The 16,106-nt window shown below is 66.4% G+C and carries 12 protein-coding genes; 5 read left to right on the top strand and 7 right to left on the bottom strand.

Annotated elements, in window-relative coordinates:
* Positions 1-97 precede the first annotated feature (97 nt).
* Both DID96_RS04020 and DID96_RS04015 read left to right on the top strand, forming a co-directional pair.
* A complete protein-coding gene (locus tag DID96_RS04020; protein WP_124598051.1) occupies positions 98-520 on the top strand; it encodes an NUDIX hydrolase in 423 nt (140 codons plus the stop codon).
* 136 nt (positions 521-656) lie between these two features.
* Positions 657-935, top strand: a complete 279-nt coding sequence (locus DID96_RS04015) for a hydrogenase maturation factor (protein ID WP_124597956.1) — start codon at positions 657-659, stop codon at positions 933-935.
* 9 nt (positions 936-944) lie between these two features.
* Here DID96_RS04015 and DID96_RS04010 read toward each other — a convergent pair whose 3' ends face one another.
* Together DID96_RS04010 and DID96_RS04005 are read right to left on the bottom strand one after the other, a co-directional pair.
* A complete protein-coding gene (locus DID96_RS04010; RefSeq protein WP_124597955.1) occupies positions 945-1,616 on the bottom strand; it encodes a cytochrome c in 672 nt (223 codons plus the stop codon).
* A gap of 120 nt (positions 1,617-1,736) precedes the next feature.
* Positions 1,737-2,330: a hemerythrin domain-containing protein gene (locus tag DID96_RS04005; RefSeq protein ID WP_260463800.1), complete on the bottom strand. Its 594-nt coding sequence runs from the start codon at positions 2,328-2,330 to the stop codon at positions 1,737-1,739.
* A 230-nt stretch (positions 2,331-2,560) separates the two neighbouring features.
* On the opposite strand from DID96_RS04005, the gene DID96_RS04000 reads away from it, so the two are divergent.
* Positions 2,561-4,321, top strand: coding sequence for a SulP family inorganic anion transporter (locus DID96_RS04000; protein WP_124597954.1), 1,761 nt, complete (start codon positions 2,561-2,563; stop codon positions 4,319-4,321).
* Positions 4,322-4,419: 98 nt separating this feature from the next.
* Here the strand turns inward: DID96_RS04000 and DID96_RS03995 are convergent, their stop codons facing one another.
* Complete coding sequence (locus DID96_RS03995) at positions 4,420-5,343, bottom strand: AraC family transcriptional regulator (protein ID WP_260463799.1); 924 nt, start codon at positions 5,341-5,343, stop codon at positions 4,420-4,422.
* Between DID96_RS03995 and DID96_RS38795 the strand changes: the two genes are divergently transcribed.
* Positions 5,336-5,485 carry a hypothetical protein gene (locus DID96_RS38795; protein WP_260463798.1) on the top strand — a complete coding sequence of 50 codons (150 nt, stop codon included), beginning with the start codon at positions 5,336-5,338 and terminating at the stop codon, positions 5,483-5,485. The genes DID96_RS03995 and DID96_RS38795 overlap by 8 nt on opposite strands.
* A 167-nt stretch (positions 5,486-5,652) precedes the next feature.
* On the opposite strand, the gene DID96_RS03990 is transcribed toward DID96_RS38795, so the two are convergent.
* Positions 5,653-8,568 carry a bifunctional YncE family protein/alkaline phosphatase family protein gene (locus tag DID96_RS03990; RefSeq protein ID WP_124597952.1) on the bottom strand — a complete coding sequence of 972 codons (2,916 nt, stop codon included), beginning with the start codon at positions 8,566-8,568 and terminating at the stop codon, positions 5,653-5,655.
* Positions 8,569-8,918: 350 nt separating this feature from the next.
* Here DID96_RS03990 and DID96_RS03985 point away from each other — a divergent pair, with 350 nt between their 5' ends.
* A complete protein-coding gene (locus DID96_RS03985; protein ID WP_124597951.1) occupies positions 8,919-10,463 on the top strand; it encodes a phospholipase C in 1,545 nt (514 codons plus the stop codon).
* A gap of 44 nt (positions 10,464-10,507) precedes the next feature.
* Here the strand turns inward: DID96_RS03985 and DID96_RS03980 are convergent, their stop codons facing one another.
* The 3 genes from DID96_RS03980 to cobN all read right to left on the bottom strand — a co-directional run bounded on the left by DID96_RS03980 (position 10,508) and on the right by cobN (position 16,103).
* Positions 10,508-11,035 carry a VWA domain-containing protein gene (locus DID96_RS03980; protein ID WP_124597950.1) on the bottom strand — a complete coding sequence of 176 codons (528 nt, stop codon included), beginning with the start codon at positions 11,033-11,035 and terminating at the stop codon, positions 10,508-10,510.
* A 140-nt stretch (positions 11,036-11,175) separates the two neighbouring features.
* Positions 11,176-12,294 (bottom strand): ATP-binding protein, encoded by a 1,119-nt coding sequence (locus tag DID96_RS03975; RefSeq protein WP_124597949.1) that lies wholly within the window; start codon positions 12,292-12,294, stop codon positions 11,176-11,178.
* Positions 12,291-16,103, bottom strand: a complete 3,813-nt coding sequence (cobN, locus tag DID96_RS03970) for a cobaltochelatase subunit CobN (RefSeq protein ID WP_124597948.1) — start codon at positions 16,101-16,103, stop codon at positions 12,291-12,293. The genes DID96_RS03975 and cobN overlap by 4 nt, the downstream gene beginning before the upstream one ends.
* Between the last annotated feature and the right edge of the window lie 3 nt (positions 16,104-16,106).

Raw genomic sequence — 16,106 nt, 5'->3', positions numbered from 1 at the left:
ATTGGCGCCCCATCACGATCCTGTTCGGATGACGAACGATTGGAACCTGACAAATCCCCCTGAATTCATCTATGCTTGCGGCAACGCATCGATACTCATGAACTCGCAAACCGACACCACTTTGCTCGTCAAGGAACGGGCGACCATTGTGTGCCGCCAGCACAGCCGCGTGCTGCTGGTCGCGCGAACGGCGGCGCGCTGGTCGCTGCCGGGCGGCTCGATCAAGCGCGGCGAAACGCCGTTGGAGGCCGCGCATCGCGAATTGTCTGAGGAAACAGCGCTGGAGGGGCTTGCGCTTACCTATGCAGTCCAGTTCGGCGGACTCACGAAGCTGCACCACGTATTCGTTACCGACGTTCCCGTCGACCTGGCGCCGCGCGCCCGCAACGAGATCGTCCATTGCAAGTGGTTTCCGCTCGATCGACTGGCGGCACTGCGCGCCAGTGTTCCGACGCGCAAGATCATCGAGTTGCTGCAGTTCGACCCGTCGTTCAGGACAAGGTACGCCGAGACCGTTTGAGACCGCTTCAGACCTGTTACGACTGTTTGTGGCTGTCTGTGGCCGTTTATCGCCGATAGGGCCAGTCTGACGCCGTTCGTCCGAAATCCGCTGCCCAGTGAGCGTTCCCGACGCCGCGCCCCTTAGCGAGCCCGACATGATCAGCAAGTACACCTACCGCGGGTACACGATCGAAGTCCGCTGCGAACATCATCCGGCCGGCGACGCCGGCGCGACCGCGCTTGCGCCTGGCTACGTCGCCGTCGTGCAGGTTCGCGAGGGCGACACGTCGTCGATCTTCTTCTCGCCGGTGCGGTTGTCCGACGATACCGGGAAACCGTTCGCCGACACGCTGGATGCCCTCAGCGCCGGACGCGCGGCCGGCGAGATCATCGTCGACGACCTGCTGACGAACGCCGGCTTCGGTGGCGATTGAGCGCGCGGGCTATTGGCTGGCCGGCGTTCCTTTCACCGCTCCAGCCGTTGGCGGAAAAGCCTCCACGAAAGCCGCCACCTGTCGCATCTCCTGCTCCGACATGTTCCGTGAAACCGCCTTCATCGTCGCGCCGCGGGGTCTTTGGTCCGTGCGCTGAAACACGAGAAGTTGCGTCACGACGTACTGCGCGTGCTGGCCGGCAAGCCGCGGAAACTGCCCCATTCCCTCGCCGCTATGCCCGTGACATGTCGTGCAAGCCGGAACGCCCTTGTCGGGCAGGCCGGAGAAGAAGATCGCCCGGCCTTGCTCCATGAGCGCGGGATTGCTCGGCGATCCCATGACCGGTGGCTGACTTGAAAACCAGTTGGCGATTTCGCCGATCTGCGCATCGGTCAGGTGGGTGAAGCCCCACATGAACGTTTTGGCATGTGGGTCGGATCGGGCGCGGTTTCTAAGGTCCGTCAATTGATTGACAAGGTACTCCCGCTGCTGGCCCGCCAGCTTGGGGAACATGGGCGACACTGCGACGCCCGTCACGCCATGACAGTTCGAGCAAACCTGCTCTGCGATCGTCTTTCCGGAAACAGACGGATTGTCGACAGCCCGAGAATGCTCCAGATCGTGACAGGCCGTTCCGGCAAGCACGAGCCCAAGGGTGATGGTCAGCGCCAGAGCTTTCATGTCACGTGCCTCCGGTTAAGCGTTATCCGGCTGCTTGGGATCCACGTCTTCGGGACGCTCGCGCATGCTGGATCCCCGGTTGCGACAGCCGCCCGTTTCGCGCCCGGCGGGAACCCGGATTTACGCCACCGGGATGGCGTTGACGATCAATGAGAAGAGGTGGCCGAGATCTTCCTCGGCCTCGACGCCGGCGAACGGGTCGCGGTTTGCGCCAAACGCCCGATGGATTTCGTGCCAGTCTTGCGCCGTCAGCCATTTCGTTGCGGCAGGTAATATCACCTCTTCTTCCACGCGCATGTGATTTCTGTAGAACGCAGCATAGTCCTCGACCATCTTGCGCAATACCGGGAGAGCTGACTCGCCGGCCAGTTCATATCGGGTCAATGCATGCTCGATATTTCGCACGAGCGTTTCGCCTCGCACATGCTGCTCCTCCAGATCCGCAATGGTCCTATCGAGATCGTACGCACGATGCCACAGGCGCGCGAAGATATAGCGGTCCTCCTTGGGGTGATGAACCTGCTCGGGAAATTCGCGAATGTAGTACAGCATCGCCCGAAGCACCATCAACCCGGGTGCCTTCGCACCCGCGCCGAGAAGTTCGACGAAGCGCTGCATGCCCGAAATAATGGTCGACAGTTGTTGGTGTTCCCTGAGGATTGCCTGTACGGCACCTTTCGTTTCCGGCGTTTGCATATCGTACGTCTCGCGCATGCTTGTCTCCCGGCGCGATCATTTGTTGCGCGCGCTTCGCTTTCTTCAAGCGTAGTCGCCAGACACTTCGTCCGCACGACGCAGAAACCGGAGCTTGACGTGGGTCAACGGACACCGGACGGTTCCTGACACGATGGAGTCGCGCACGCACCACGGGCCGTACGCGTGGCCGCCACGGCCCCGTCGCCACGACATCGGAGCCGCGCGGTCATATCACCGGCGAACCTGCGATGAACCGGCCTCTTCCCGAATCCCTCGCACGACATCTCCCGGGGATCGCGCTGCTGGCGCACTACCGGCGCGCGTGGCTTGCGCGCGATCTGTACGCGGGCATCGCGCTGACCGCCGTGCTCGTGCCGGCCGGCATGAGCTACGCGCAGGCCGCCGGCCTGCCTGCGGTGACGGGGCTCTATGCGTCGATCGCCGCATTGCTTGCCTATGCGTTGCTGGGCCCGAGCCGGATTCTCGTACTCGGGCCCGATTCGGCGCTGGCCGCGCTGATTGCCGGCGCCATCGCGCCGCTTGCCGGCCACGACCCGCAACGCGCCGTGGCACTCGCTGCGGCGCTGGCCCTGTCGGCCGGGGCAATCTGCATCCTGATCGGCACGCTCGGGCTCGGCTTCGTGACCGACCTGCTGTCGCGCCCGATTCAGTATGGCTACCTGAACGGGATCGCCGTCACGCTCGTCGTCGGCCGGCTGCCGGAGCTGCTCGGCATGCCAGTAACGGATGGCGGCATATCGGCTACCGTCCAGCACGTCCTGCACGGCCGGTTCTCCGTGAACGATTGCGTGCTCGGCCTGGGTGTGCTCGCAGCCATTCCGCTTCTCAAGCGCGTCGCGCCAAGTTGGCCGGGAATGCTGATAGCCGTGCTCGCGGCAACCCTGATTGGACGCCTGCCGCCGTTGCACGACGTCGCGACGGTAGGTGCGTTGCCCGCCGGTGCGCCGACGCCGCATCTTCCCGCCGTCTCGCTGGCAGACGTGAGCGCACTTGCATCTGGCGCAATCGCGATTGCACTCGTTTCGTTCGCCGACATCAGCATGCTGTCGCGTGCACTCGCCCTGCGCGCCGGCGACACGCCGGATCGCAATCAGGAACTCGTCGCGCTGGGCGCCGCCAACCTGCTGGCCGGCCTGATGCAAGGCTGTGCCGTCAGCAGCAGCGCGTCGCGTACGCCCGTTGCGATGGCGGCAGGCGCGCAGAGCCAGATCACGAATCTGGTCGCGGCAGCCTGCATCGTGCTGCTGCTCGTTGTCGCGCCGACGCTGCTGATGCTGGTGCCACGCGCCACGCTGGCGGCGGTCGTGGTCTACGCGGCGGCCGGCATCGCCGATATCGGCAGTGTCGTAAGGCTGTACCGGATGCGTCGCAGCGAATGCCTGATCGCGGTGCTGTGTTTCGCGGGCGTCATTGGCATCGGCGTCGTGCCGGGCATCCTGCTCGCGTGCGCGCTGTCGCTGCTGTCGTTCGTCTGGCGGGCGTGGCATCCGTACGATGCGGTGCTCGGCCGGCTCGCGGGTGTCCGCGGCTATCACGACATTGCCCGGCATCCGGACGCCGTGCAGACACCGGGGCTCGTGCTGTTTCGCTGGGATGCCCCACTCTTCCATGCGAACGTCGAGATCTTCTGCGAGCATCTGCACGCCGCGCTCGCGCGCGCGTCGTCGCCGGTCACATGCGTCGTCGTCGCGGCCGAGCCCGTTACCGATATCGACGTGAGCGCAGCAGACCGGCTCGTCGCACTGCGCGACGAACTCGGGGAGCGCGGGATCGCACTGTGTTTCGCGGAAATGAAGGGGCCGGTGAAGGACCGTTTGCGCGCTTATGGATTGTTCGACACGTTCGGGCAACTGAATTTCTTTCCGACGGTGACGGATGCCGTCGCGCATCATGTCCAGCAGCGGAACGAAGATGTGCGAGTTGGCCATGTGTCGCACGCGCATCGCAGGCGCGTTCGGCGAAAGGTCGCGCGGCCGGGGAGACGCTGACGGGCGGCGGTATCCCGTACGCATCCAACAGACCGGCCAAGGCAGCCGCGCACTGACCAGTGGACCGATGCCGCCCCGAGCCGCGCTGGCGTCGCCCGCTACGCGCGCAGCCGCGTCACACTCGGCGCTGCGCCCGTCCACCGCTTGTAGGCCTGAGAAAACGACGACACGTCGCTGAACCCCAGTTCCTGCGCGATCTCCTTGATCGACAGGCGTCCCTCGACGATCAGCGCCTGCGCCCTTGTCTTGCGCACCGCATTCGAGATGTCCCGGAAGCAGGCGCCCTCCTCCTGAAGCCTGCGCTTGAGCGTGCGTTCGCTGGTGTTGAGCAGCGCCGCGATGTCCTTCAGCTGCGGCGGGCAGTCGAACGTGTGCGTGGCCAGGTATTCGTTCAGGAAGGACACGATATCGAGGCGGGTCCGCCGGCGCGCGAGCAGCTCGGCGCACATGCGCTCGCACATCGCGGCGGTGGCGGCATTTGCCTGGGGCAGCGGCCGCTCGAGGTGCGCATGTTCGAAGGTGATCGCGCTGGCGCGCTGGCCATACCGCACCTTGGCGCCCAGCACCTGGGTCTTCCCGCCGGGCTCGCCGTCGTAAGCCAGATCGAATGTCGCGAGTGCGAAATCGCTGCCGATCACGTCGCGCAGCACCCGGCAGGTGGCGCCCATGGCGCGCCCGACGAAGAAGCGTTGCAGATCCGCACACAGCTCAGGCGCAGGCTCGAACGTGACCACGTCGTGCGGCCCTGCGCGACGGTACGCCATCCCGACGTAGGTGTAGGTCAGCGCCAGATAGCGGCCAGCGAGGGCAATCGCCGCCATGCCCGTCGCGCTGCTCATCATCCCGTATCCCAGCAATCCGTAGGCCGACAGCTGGTACGACAGGCCGAGCTTCAGGCCGAGGTCGGCTTCGTGCCCGGTGAGCGCCAACAGGTTCGACGCGACCGTCAGCTCCTGCGCGGCCAGCACCGTGAAGTCCGGATCGGCGAGTTGCTTCTGCGTCAGTTGCGAGCCTTTGAGCAACGCCGACGGCGAGATTTTCCGGCCGCGTCCGTACGCGATCAATCCGCTCGAGCAACCGGGGCTCTCGCAGATGGTGAGTGCAATCGATGCGTTCTATCGCGACCTGACGACGCAAGCTTCCGGCGTCAGCACGCTGCGTTGAACGGGAAGTGTCGCTCCGACGGGATCCTTGTCAGCCCGCCTTTTTGTCAGCCCGCTCTTCGCCGCAATCGTCGATGGCCAGACGTCTGCCATGGCTGATTGCTGCGCGTGTTGCCACCACGCTTGCGGGCGACGCGCACTGCGTCGCCCGCGCAGTCGGGCCGTGCGTCAGTCGTCCGTGTCGGCAAACTGCTGACCGCGGAGAACCGTCGGATACGGTCGCTTGCCCTTGATGCCGGACCACAGCACCTTGTTGTATTTGGCGGGCGGCACCTGATCGGCCTCGTCGAAATTGAAACCGGCGGTGACGCGGTCCCAATAGGCGGCGTCATGCGTCGGCTTGACGTCCGGACCCCGTGCGAATTGCACGGCGCCGTCCTGCCCGCCCAGCGCCAGCGTCGTCGTCTTCAGGACGGTCGAGATGGTTGCGTCGTAGGTCCATGCCCCTGATGAATGGATGTCGAAGACATCGGTCATCGGCCGCTGATAGGCCGTGTTCAGATTGATGTGCTGCGTGCCGAGAATGTCCTCGATCGTCCGCAGCACATTGACCTGGCTGTAGCGCGTCTTGACCACCGCGTGCTGCTTGACGTACGGCCCGACCACATAAGTCGTCGCTCGATGCGAATCGACGTGATCCGGGCCATCCTGGCAATCGTCTTCGGTGACGATGATCAGCGTGTCTGCCGCATAGGGGCTGTGGGCTACGGCCTCGACGAGCCGGCCCACTGCCAGGTCGTCGTCGGCCTGCTGGGTTTCGGGCGTGTTGACGCCGGCGAGTGCGGTGCCGAAGCTGCCCGTGTGATCATGGCTGAAGCGAACCGTCGACAGGCTGGGCAGATTCCCCTGCGCGACGAACTGGTCGAATTCGCGTTTCCATTCGTTGTACCGCCACAGGTCCGGATAGTTCTGGTCGTAACCGCGGAAGTAGACGTCGGTGAACGCGGCGAGCGTCGGTTCGAGCGGGGTCGCCTGCACGATACCGGCCGCGAACGGATTCGACACCGGCGAACTCTTGGTGCCGATGCTGCCGATATTGTTGACCAGGAATCCATAATTGCGCACGGTGCCCCCTGCCTCGAGCACGGCATTGAAGATGTAGCCCTTCTGGATTCCGAACGGTGCGTCGGAGGATGCGTGGTTGCCGACGCCCGGCAACAGGTTGACCGGGCCGCCGGCCAACCCGCCGGCCCCGCTGCTGTATGCACCGTTGGTCGCGTGGTCGCGTTCCGCGACGGTTGCCAGATTGACCGGCACGTTGCGGTTCGACCCTTCGGATTCGTAGGACAAGCCACGGTTCACGGCCGCATAGTTGATCTGCTGGGTGATCGTTTCGGTATTGGTCACGCGGCCCTGCAACGCCCATGACCAGCCGTCCATGCTGCCGTCGCCCGGATCCATGAAATTGTCCAGCGTGACGAAATTGCTCGCGAGGCTGTGGAAGTTCGGCGTGATGTTCTTGCCGAACATGGTCAGTGCCGGAGCGGTGTTCGCGCCGTTGTGCAGGTCGCCGAGGATCTGGTCGAACGTGCGGTTTTCCTTGACGATGTAAATGACGTGCTTGATCCGGTTGCGCAGGAACTCGATCTTCCGCTCCCCGTGCTCGGCCGTATCGTCCGAGTAGAAGTTGTTCCGCGCGACGACCTCCGTCAACTCATGGAGCTCTTGCGCGTTGGGCACCTTCGCGCTGACGAGCGACGCGCGTTCGAGCTGGAACTGATACTGGTTCGACGCCCTCGCCGCCGCCGCGGCCGCCGCGTTGCCGCCCGGGAAGGTCACGTTGGTGACGAGTTCCGTGTGGCCATACAGATGGCCGGGGTTGGCGCCCGTGATGCTCTTGCCGTTCACGATGTACATCCAGTTGCCGTCGGCGCTGAACGTAATGTCGTGCGGTTCGTAGGCCGTCGGAATCAGGCCCGTGACCGTGTTCGCATTGGGGCCGGCGAGCGGGATCACGGCCACCGAGTTCGCGCCGGAATTCACTGCGTAGAGCGTCTTGCCATCCTTCGCAAGCGTCACCGCGAATGTGGCCGCGCCCGTGTACTTCGTGCCGTGCAGCAGCTTCGCCGGAGCGCGCGCGTCGATCTTCGCGGTGACCGTGTTGCTCGCGGTGTCGATGACAGCGACCTGGTCGGCGTTGTCCTGCGCCACGTACAGCCTGGCTTGCGACGCATCGAGCGTCATCCCGAGCGCATTGCCGTCGAGTTTGATGCGCTTGATCAGGTGGCCGGCGACAGGCGACGAGATGTCGACCACGACGACTTCGCGATCACGATCGGATGACACATACGCGGTGCCGTTGCCCTTGACGACCACCGCAAACGGAAAGGTTCCGCCGGTGCCGCCGTCGGCGCCTTCATTGTTCGCACGATAGGGGCGAAGGTCGTGCTCGTAGCGGACCGTGTGCGTGGTGGTGTCGATCACGCTGATCGAGTCGTTGTAGTTGTTGGCCACGACCAGCGTCTTGCCGTCGGCGGACAGCCCCAGGCCGCCGGCATTGGGTTGTACGCCCAGACCCAGGCCCTGGCCCGAGTGCCCGAGCGCGATTTTTGCCGTCTGCGACCAGGTTCCCCCGGTCCGCCGATACGCATACACGGCATCGTCAGCGCCACCCGCCGCATAGAGCGTGCTGCTGTCCGGCGAAAACACCAGGCCGACATACGCGTTGGCCTGCTTGATCACCTGGGTCAGCACGGGCTTGGCCATATTGGCGCCCGCCACGTTGTAGAGAAACACGTATTGCGTCGAGTTTGCCGCGTCAACGCTGCCATCGGGCGCATAGAGCGAATTCTGCCCCGCGCACAGCACCGCGAGCGTCGTGCCGTCGGGGCTCAACTGCGAACGCACCGCTTCGCCGGCAACGAAGTTCGGGTACGCGGGCAGGCCCGGGTTGAGCGGCTGCAGCACCGCGCCCGTGAGATGCCCGGGCGTGATGTACTGGCCCGTCGCCAGCGGCATCCTGCCGCTGTGTTCAGCGGCTTCCCTTTCGTTCCCGGAATCGGCGTGCGCGCCCTGTACGGCGATCAGCGCTGCCGATGCGACGATGCACAACCTGAATACGTGTCTGGATGAATGATTCTTCACGATTGCTCCTTGAAGAAAGGCGTGCCGGATGTCGGACGCGCGAGACGGTGAGGCGATGCGTTACGGAAAATTACAGGCCACGTTGAAAGATAGTGTCCGGACATGACGATGACGGGACAACTATGTGTCCGTGAGGAGGCGGCTGGATGAATCTGCTGAATCACATCGCCCGATCGACGTGGTCGCAACGTGTCGAAAGAAAATCGCTTCGACGGGCGCGTGTCACCGTAGTGCCACACCCGCCGCCTAGGCTGAATTCAGCCGCCGATCCGATCGCGTCGCGCGGATGGTCTCGACAACGTGCGCTCCGGGAGCGCTCCATTCCATGGACGATAGACAGGAGTCCGACAATGAAAACGATCAAGCCAAACAGGTTGATGTTGTCCGGGATGGCGGCAGCCATGATGTGCGCGGGGCTGTTGACGTCGATCCCGGCCCGATCGGACAGTGAATTCCCCACCAGGACCCCGATCAAGCACATTGTTGTGATCTTTCAGGAGAACGTTTCCTTCGATCATTACTTCGGCACCTATCCGCATGCGGTTCCCAACAAGGATGGATCGAGCCTCTTCGGAAAACCGCGGGGCGATACCCCAAGGGTCGACAACCTGCACAGCGCAGGCTTGCTGACCCATAACCCGAACGGCGCGAATCCGTTCCGCATCGACCGCAGCGTGCCCGTGACGTGCGATCAGGATCACGGTTACTCAGACGAACAGTTCGCGTTTCACGGCGGACTCATGGACCGCTTCCTCACGCACAGTTGCAAGGACGCAATCCTCGGCGCGAACAGCACGCTCGGCTACTACGACGGCAACACCGTGACCGCGCTGTGGAACTACGCGCAGCACTATGCGATGAGTGACAACTCGTTCGGAACGAGCTTCGGACCGTCCACCCCCGGCCTTCTGAACCTCGTCGCCGGCACGACCTACAAAGGTACGATCACCAACGGCCTGACCGCGACCGGCAATATTGCGAACGGCGTCAACAGTGGCGCGGTGATCGGCGATCCGGACCCGGCGGGCGACATCTGCTCTAATTCGAAGCGCACCCAGATCACCATGTCAGGGTCGAACATTGGCGACCGGCTGAACGCCAAAGGCATTACCTGGGGCGCATTCATGGGTGGTTTCGACAACTGCAAGCTGGCCCACAACAATGTGTCGGGTGCCAGCGCGGGCGCGGACTACATACCCCACCACGCGTTCTTTCAGTACTGGAAGAGCACGCTGAACGCGCAACATTTGCCGCCGGGATCGGATGCGGCGATCGGCAGGACCGACCAGGCCAACCATCAGTACGACCTTGGCCGGTTTCGCACTGCGCTCGCGCAGCACAATCTGCCGGCGGTCAGCTTCCTGAAAGCGCCGGCATTCCAGGACGGACATGCCGGGTATTCCGATCCACTCGACGAGCAGACCTTCATCGTCGGCGTGGTCAACGATGTCATGCGCTCACCGGAGTGGCGTGAGACCGCGATCGTGATTGCGTACGACGATTCCGATGGTTGGTACGACCATGTCATTGGACCGATCGTCTATCAGTCCAGCACGAGCGATGACCAACTGCTGGCTCCGGGCAGTTGCGGCCAGCCGGGAACGACCGACCCTGCCGGTGGCACGCAAAACGGGCGCTGCGGATACGGCCCGCGGTTGCCGCTGATGGTGATCTCGCCTTGGGCGAAAACCAACTACGTCGACCATCGGGTGACCGACCAGTCCTCCATCATCCGCTTCATCGAAGACAACTGGAGCCTGCCGCGCATCGGCGAGGGTTCCGCCGACGCGGTTGCCGGCACGCTGGACGGATTCTTCGATTTCGATGATGGCCCGCGCGCAGGACGCTGGATTCTCGATCCGCGCACGGGCGTCGTCGCAGCCTTCGATCGTTGATCGCCTTCGCCGGCCAGACGCCGTTGATGCAGCGGTGCCCCCACTCAAGCCCGCATCAGCCCTTCCGCCGCCACCCACTCCGCCCCCCACGCGGCCGCGAGCCGCTCACCGCGCCCGATCCGCACGGCCGCATCGTCGAAGTCGACGAACACGACCTGATCGGCCGCCGCCGGCCTCTCCGGCATCTCGTGTGTGCGCCCGTCCGTCAGCACCCACAACCACCGCTGCTTGTCCGGATCGCGCCGCGCATCGTGCGCGAGCAGCGTCGTGGCGGCCGCGATGCCATCCGCGAGCGGCGTGCCGCCGCCACCGCCGACCGGCTCGAGCCAGCGCGCATTCCACCAGCGCGGCACCGCCGGCCCGAAGCGCCGCTCGGCGCCGGCCCCGCCGAAGCAGATCAGCGCGGTTTCCGCACGCGCGCGCGCAGCCTGATCGAAATACGCGACGATCAACCCCTTCGCCAGTGCGAGTCGATCGAACGACAGCATCGACGCCGAGCAGTCGAGCACGAAGCAATGCAGCGCGCGTGGCGGGCCGGCCTGTTTGCGGAAACGCAGATGATCGGCATGCAACCGTTCGCCACGCGTGGCCGCGAACGTCGCCGGCCAAGCGACGGTCGCACCGGCGCGCGCCGTGCCGGGCGTTCGCCCGGTCGCGCCTTGCTGCCATCGAGGACCGCGGACCGTGTCCGCGGCGGCGCCGGCTCGATGGCTCAGCGCTTTTTTAGCGGCAGCGGCACCACGCCCTTCACCGCCTGCAAGCCAGCCGGTTCGGGCGGCAGGTAGCCCCAGTCGCGTTGCTGATCCGTTGCGTCGCGCGCGGAGGTGCCGGACGAGTCGGACGACACTGCGCGTTCCTGACGCGCGTCGCCGTGCGGGTGATCGTCGTGCGTGCGCTGCTGTGGCGCCGCCGAGGGCGACGCGGACTCCGGCACCGGCGGCGCATGACGCCGATGCAGCAGCACCGTTTCCGCGACGCGCTCGACGTGCCCGACCGTCACCGCATGCGCGCCGTCGAGCGCGGCCAGCGCGCGTGCGGCGCGCAACATCACGAGGTCCGCGCGCAGCCCGTCGACGGCCGCGTCGATGCACAGCGCGCTGACCCGCGCATGCACGGCATCGTCGAACGTGAGCGCCGGAAGCCGGTCGCGCGCCGCGCGAATCCGCGCGACCAGCTCACGCTGCGCGGCGTCGTACCGCGCACGAAACGCGTCGGGCTCGAGGTCGAACGCGAGCCGCGCCTTCACGATCTGCTCGCGCTGCCCCGCGTCGTAGCAATTCTCGAGCGCGACCATCAGCCCGAACCGGTCGAGCAGTTGCGGGCGCAGTTCGCCCTCTTCCGGATTCATCGTGCCGACCAGCACGAAGCGCGCATCGTGCGCGTGCGACACGCCATCGCGCTCGACAATGTTGATCCCGCTCGCGGCGACGTCGAGCAGCGTATCGACGAGCCCGTCCGCGAGCAGGTTCACCTCGTCGACGTACAGCACGCCACGATGCGCGCGCGCCAGCAGCCCCGGCTGGAAGCGCACGCCGTGTTCCGCGAGCGCATGCGCGAGGTCGAGCGTGCCCGTCACCTGTTCGTCGCTCGCCGACAGCGGCAGCGTCACGAACTGGCCTTCCGGCAGCAGCTCTGCGAGCGCGCGCGCCACGGTCGATTTCGCGGTGCCGCGCGGCCCGCTGACGAGCACGCCGCCGAGCGACGGATCGATCGCGGCGAGCAGCAGCGCCTGTTGCAGCGCCGTCTGGCCGACGATCGCGGCAAATGGAAATACAGCGGGAAAAACTGCTGGCGCCACCGCGCGGGCGCGGTGCGTCGTCGGATCGGTCATCGCCGTTCCCCTTCCTGAAGTTGTTCGCTCGCGAGCCACACGGATTCGATGCGCTCGCGATAGTCGCCCGGCTGTTGCCACAGCCCGCGCTGCATCGCCTCGACGAAACGTTCGCAGATACCCTGCAGCGCGCGCGGATTGTGCCGTTCGAGGAACGCGCGGGTGTCGTCGTCGAACAGGTACGCGTTGGCGACGAGCGCATATTGATGATCGGCGAGCACGCGCGCGGTCGCGTCGTAGCCATACAGATAGTCGACGGTCGCGGCCATTTCCGCCGCGCCCTTGTAGCCGTGTCGCTTCACGCCGTCCAGCCATTTCGGATTGACGACGCGCGAACGGATCACGCGCGCGATTTCCTCGCGCAGCGTGCGCATCCGCGGCGCGGCCGGGTTCGCGTGGTCGCCGTGATAAAGGCTCGGCTGCCGGCCCGACAGATGCCGCACCGCCGCCGTCATGCCGCCCTGGAACTGGTAGTAGTCGTTCGAATCGAGAATGTCGTGCTCGCGGCTGTCCTGGTTCTGCACGACGACGTCGATCGCCGCCAGCCGCTCGCCGAACACGTCCGGCGCCGCGTCGCCCGCACTGTTCTGCGCGTAAGCGTAGCCGCCCCACTGGCGGTACGCGTCGGCGAGATCCGCATCGGTCTGCCAGCGGCGCTGGTCGATCAGGTCCTGCAGGCCCGCGCCGTAGCTGCCGGGCCGCGCGCCGAACACGCGCCAGCCCGCGCGGCGCCGCGCTTCGTCGGGCGGCACGCCCTGCGCGACCCACGTCGCGCGCTCGCGTTCGATGCGCGCGCGGATCGGGTTCAGATGCTCGGGCTCGTCGAGCGCCGCGACGGCCTGCACGGCCGCATCGAACAGATGCATCAGGTTCGGGAACGCATCGCGGAAGAAGCCCGATACGCGCAGCGTCACGTCGATGCGCGGCCGGTCGAAGATCTCGATCGGCAGGATCTCGAAGTCGGTCACGCGGTGGCTGCCGTGCGCCCATTTCGGCCGCACGCCGATGAGCGCGAACGCCTGCGCGATGTCGTCGCCGCCGGTGCGCATCGTCGCCGTGCCCCACACGGACAGGCCGATCGCGCGCGGATAGTCGCCGTGATCCTGCAGATGCCGCTCGATCAGCTGCCGCGCGGATTTCAGGCCGAGCGACCACGCGGCCTGCGTCGGCACCGCGCGCGTATCGACCGAGTAGAAATTGCGGCCCGTCGGCAGCACGTCGGGGCGGCCGCGCGACGGCGAGCCGCTCGGCCCCGGCGGCACGAAGCGGCCGTCGAGTCCGCGTAACAACTGGCGCAGTTCCTCGCCGCCGCACGCATCGAGCGCAGGCATCAGCGTCGCGCGCACGCGTTCGATCACCGGCAGCGTGTGCGTCCACGTGCCCGGTGGCGGTTCATATGGCTCATACGGCGCGTGCGGCCCGCTCGCACACAGGCGGTCGAGCCACTGCTGCGCAAGCCGTTCGAGGCGCTCGCGCGTATCGCCCGCATGACGCCACGGCGACTCTTCGAGTTCCGCCAGCAGCGCGGGACGTGGGCCCTGCCACGGCGCGGCCCAGTCGGCGGCGAGCGGATCGAAGTCGTCGCCGAGCGCAAGGTCGCGCGCAAGCGCGCCGATCAGCCCCGCGCGCGCCTGCTGCCCGTCGCCGACGGAGAAGCGCGCGAGCGCGAGCAGCGTGTCGCGCCGCTGGCGATCGACCGGCGACATCCCGAACACGTGCAGCCCGTCGCGGATCTGCGCTTCCTTCAGCTCGCACAGCCACGCATCGACGCGCGTCAGCAGCGCATCTTCATCGCTCGCATCGCGCGGCGGCGCGACGCTCAGTTCGTCATGCAGACGATGCTCGGCGATCGTCGCGAGTATCGTCTTGCGCAGCAGCTTCGCACGCCGAGCGTCGACCATCATCGCTTCGTAGTATTCGTCGACCTGCCGCTCGAGGTCCTGCAGCGGGCCGTAGTTCTCCGCGCGCGTGAGCGGCGGCATCAGGTGATCGATGATCACTGCCTGCGCGCGCCGCTTCGCCTGGCTGCCCTCGCCCGGATCGTTGACGATGAACGGATACAGGTGCGGCAGCGGCCCGAGCGTCAGGTCCGGCCAGCACGCATCGGACAGCGCGACGCTCTTGCCCGGCAGCCATTCGAGGTTGCCGTGCTTGCCGAGGTGAATCACCGCGTCGACGCGGAACGCATGACGCAGCCAGAAATAGAACGCGAGATACGCGTGCGGCGGCACGAGGTCCGCGTCGTGATAGCTCGCGTAATCGTTCTCGCCGCGCGAGCGCGACGGCTGGATGCCGACGAACACATTGCCCGCGCGCCAGCCCGCGATCGTGAAGCGCCCCTGGCGCAGCGTCGGGTCGGCTTCGGGCGGCCCCCAGCGCTCGTTCAGCGCCGCGCGCACGTCGGCCGGCAGCCGGTCGAAGTGCGTGCGGTAGTCGGCCAGCGCGAAGCTCTGGAACGCGGGCCGCAGCGCGTGCATCGCCGGGTCGTTGGTCACGCCTTCGGTAAGTCGCGCGATCAGCGCGTCGCCGTCGGCCGGCAGGTCCGCGACCCGGTAGCCCGCGTCGCGCAGCGTCGCGAGCACGCCGAGCGCCGACGCGGGCGTGTCGAGCCCGACGCCGTTGCCGATCCGGCCTTCGCTTTGCGGATAGTTCGCGAGGATCAGCGCGACGCGCTTGTCTGCATTGTCGAGCGTGCGCAACCGGCACCAGCCGCGCGCGAGCGCTGCGACGAAGCCGACGCGTTCGGCGTCGGGCTGGTAGCGCACGACGTCGACCTCGGTATGCGGACAGCGATACGCGAGCCCCTTGAAGCTCACCGCACGCGTCACGATCCGCCCGTCGACCTCGGGCAACGCGATGTGCATCGCGATGTCGCGCGCGTGCAGGCCCTGGTTGTCGGCGAGCCACGCGTCGCGGTTGCCGCCGGACAGGATCACCTGCAGCACGGGCGCGTCGCCGGCGAGAATGTCGGGCTCGGGACCATCGATCGCGCCGGCCGCGAACGCGGTCGTATTCAGCACCAGCGCGACGTCGTGCGCGTCGCACAGCCGCGCGATCACTTCGCGGCTCACCGCGTCCTTCAGCGACGTCACCGCGATCGGCAGCGGATTCAGCCCTTCGCGGACCAACGCATCGGCGAGCGCGTCGAACACCGCGGTGTTCGCGGCCTGCCAGTGCGCCTTGTAGAACAGGATCGCGACGACCGGCGCGCCGGGCGTCCAGCGCGGCAGCCAGTCGTCGATGCTGGCCGGGTCGCGCGCCGGGTGATACAGCGCGGCGGCCGGTAGCGGGCGCGGCGGCTCGGGCTCGTCGCCGAAGCCGAGCGTGTGGAACGCGATGCTGCGCAGCAGCGCTTCGGCGTTGTGCGCGCCGCCTTCGCGCAGATAGCGCCACCACATCCGGCACAGCTCGGGCGCGACGGTGCTCTTCGCGATCAGGTTCGGATCTTCCTGCAGGTCGCCCGAGAACATCGCGAGCCGCTGCCGGTGCCGCGACGCGAGCGACATCGCCTGTTCGATCCCGTACGGCCAGTACGCCTCGCCGCCGAGGTGGTCGATCACGACCGCCTTCGCGTGCCGCAGCACGTCGTCGACGTAGAAATCGACCGACGCCGGCTGGCGCAGGAACGTCACGTTCGCGAGCCGCACGCTCGGGAAGCCTTCGGGCAAGCGCGGCACGATGCTCGCGAGCAGCGACAGCGTCGTATCCGCCGAGCTCAGGATCACAATCTCGGCGGGCCGCTGGTCGATCCGGACGACGCCCTGCGTATCGTCGACGAAGCCGCCCGGCGTGGTGCGCAGCAGATGCATCGT

Origin of the sequence: Burkholderia sp. Bp8963, assembly GCF_003854275.1 — a bacterium.
GTDB lineage: Bacteria > Pseudomonadota > Gammaproteobacteria > Burkholderiales > Burkholderiaceae > Burkholderia.
Note: the sequence above shows the minus strand (reverse complement) of the source record. Positions and strands in the feature narration are given on the sequence as shown.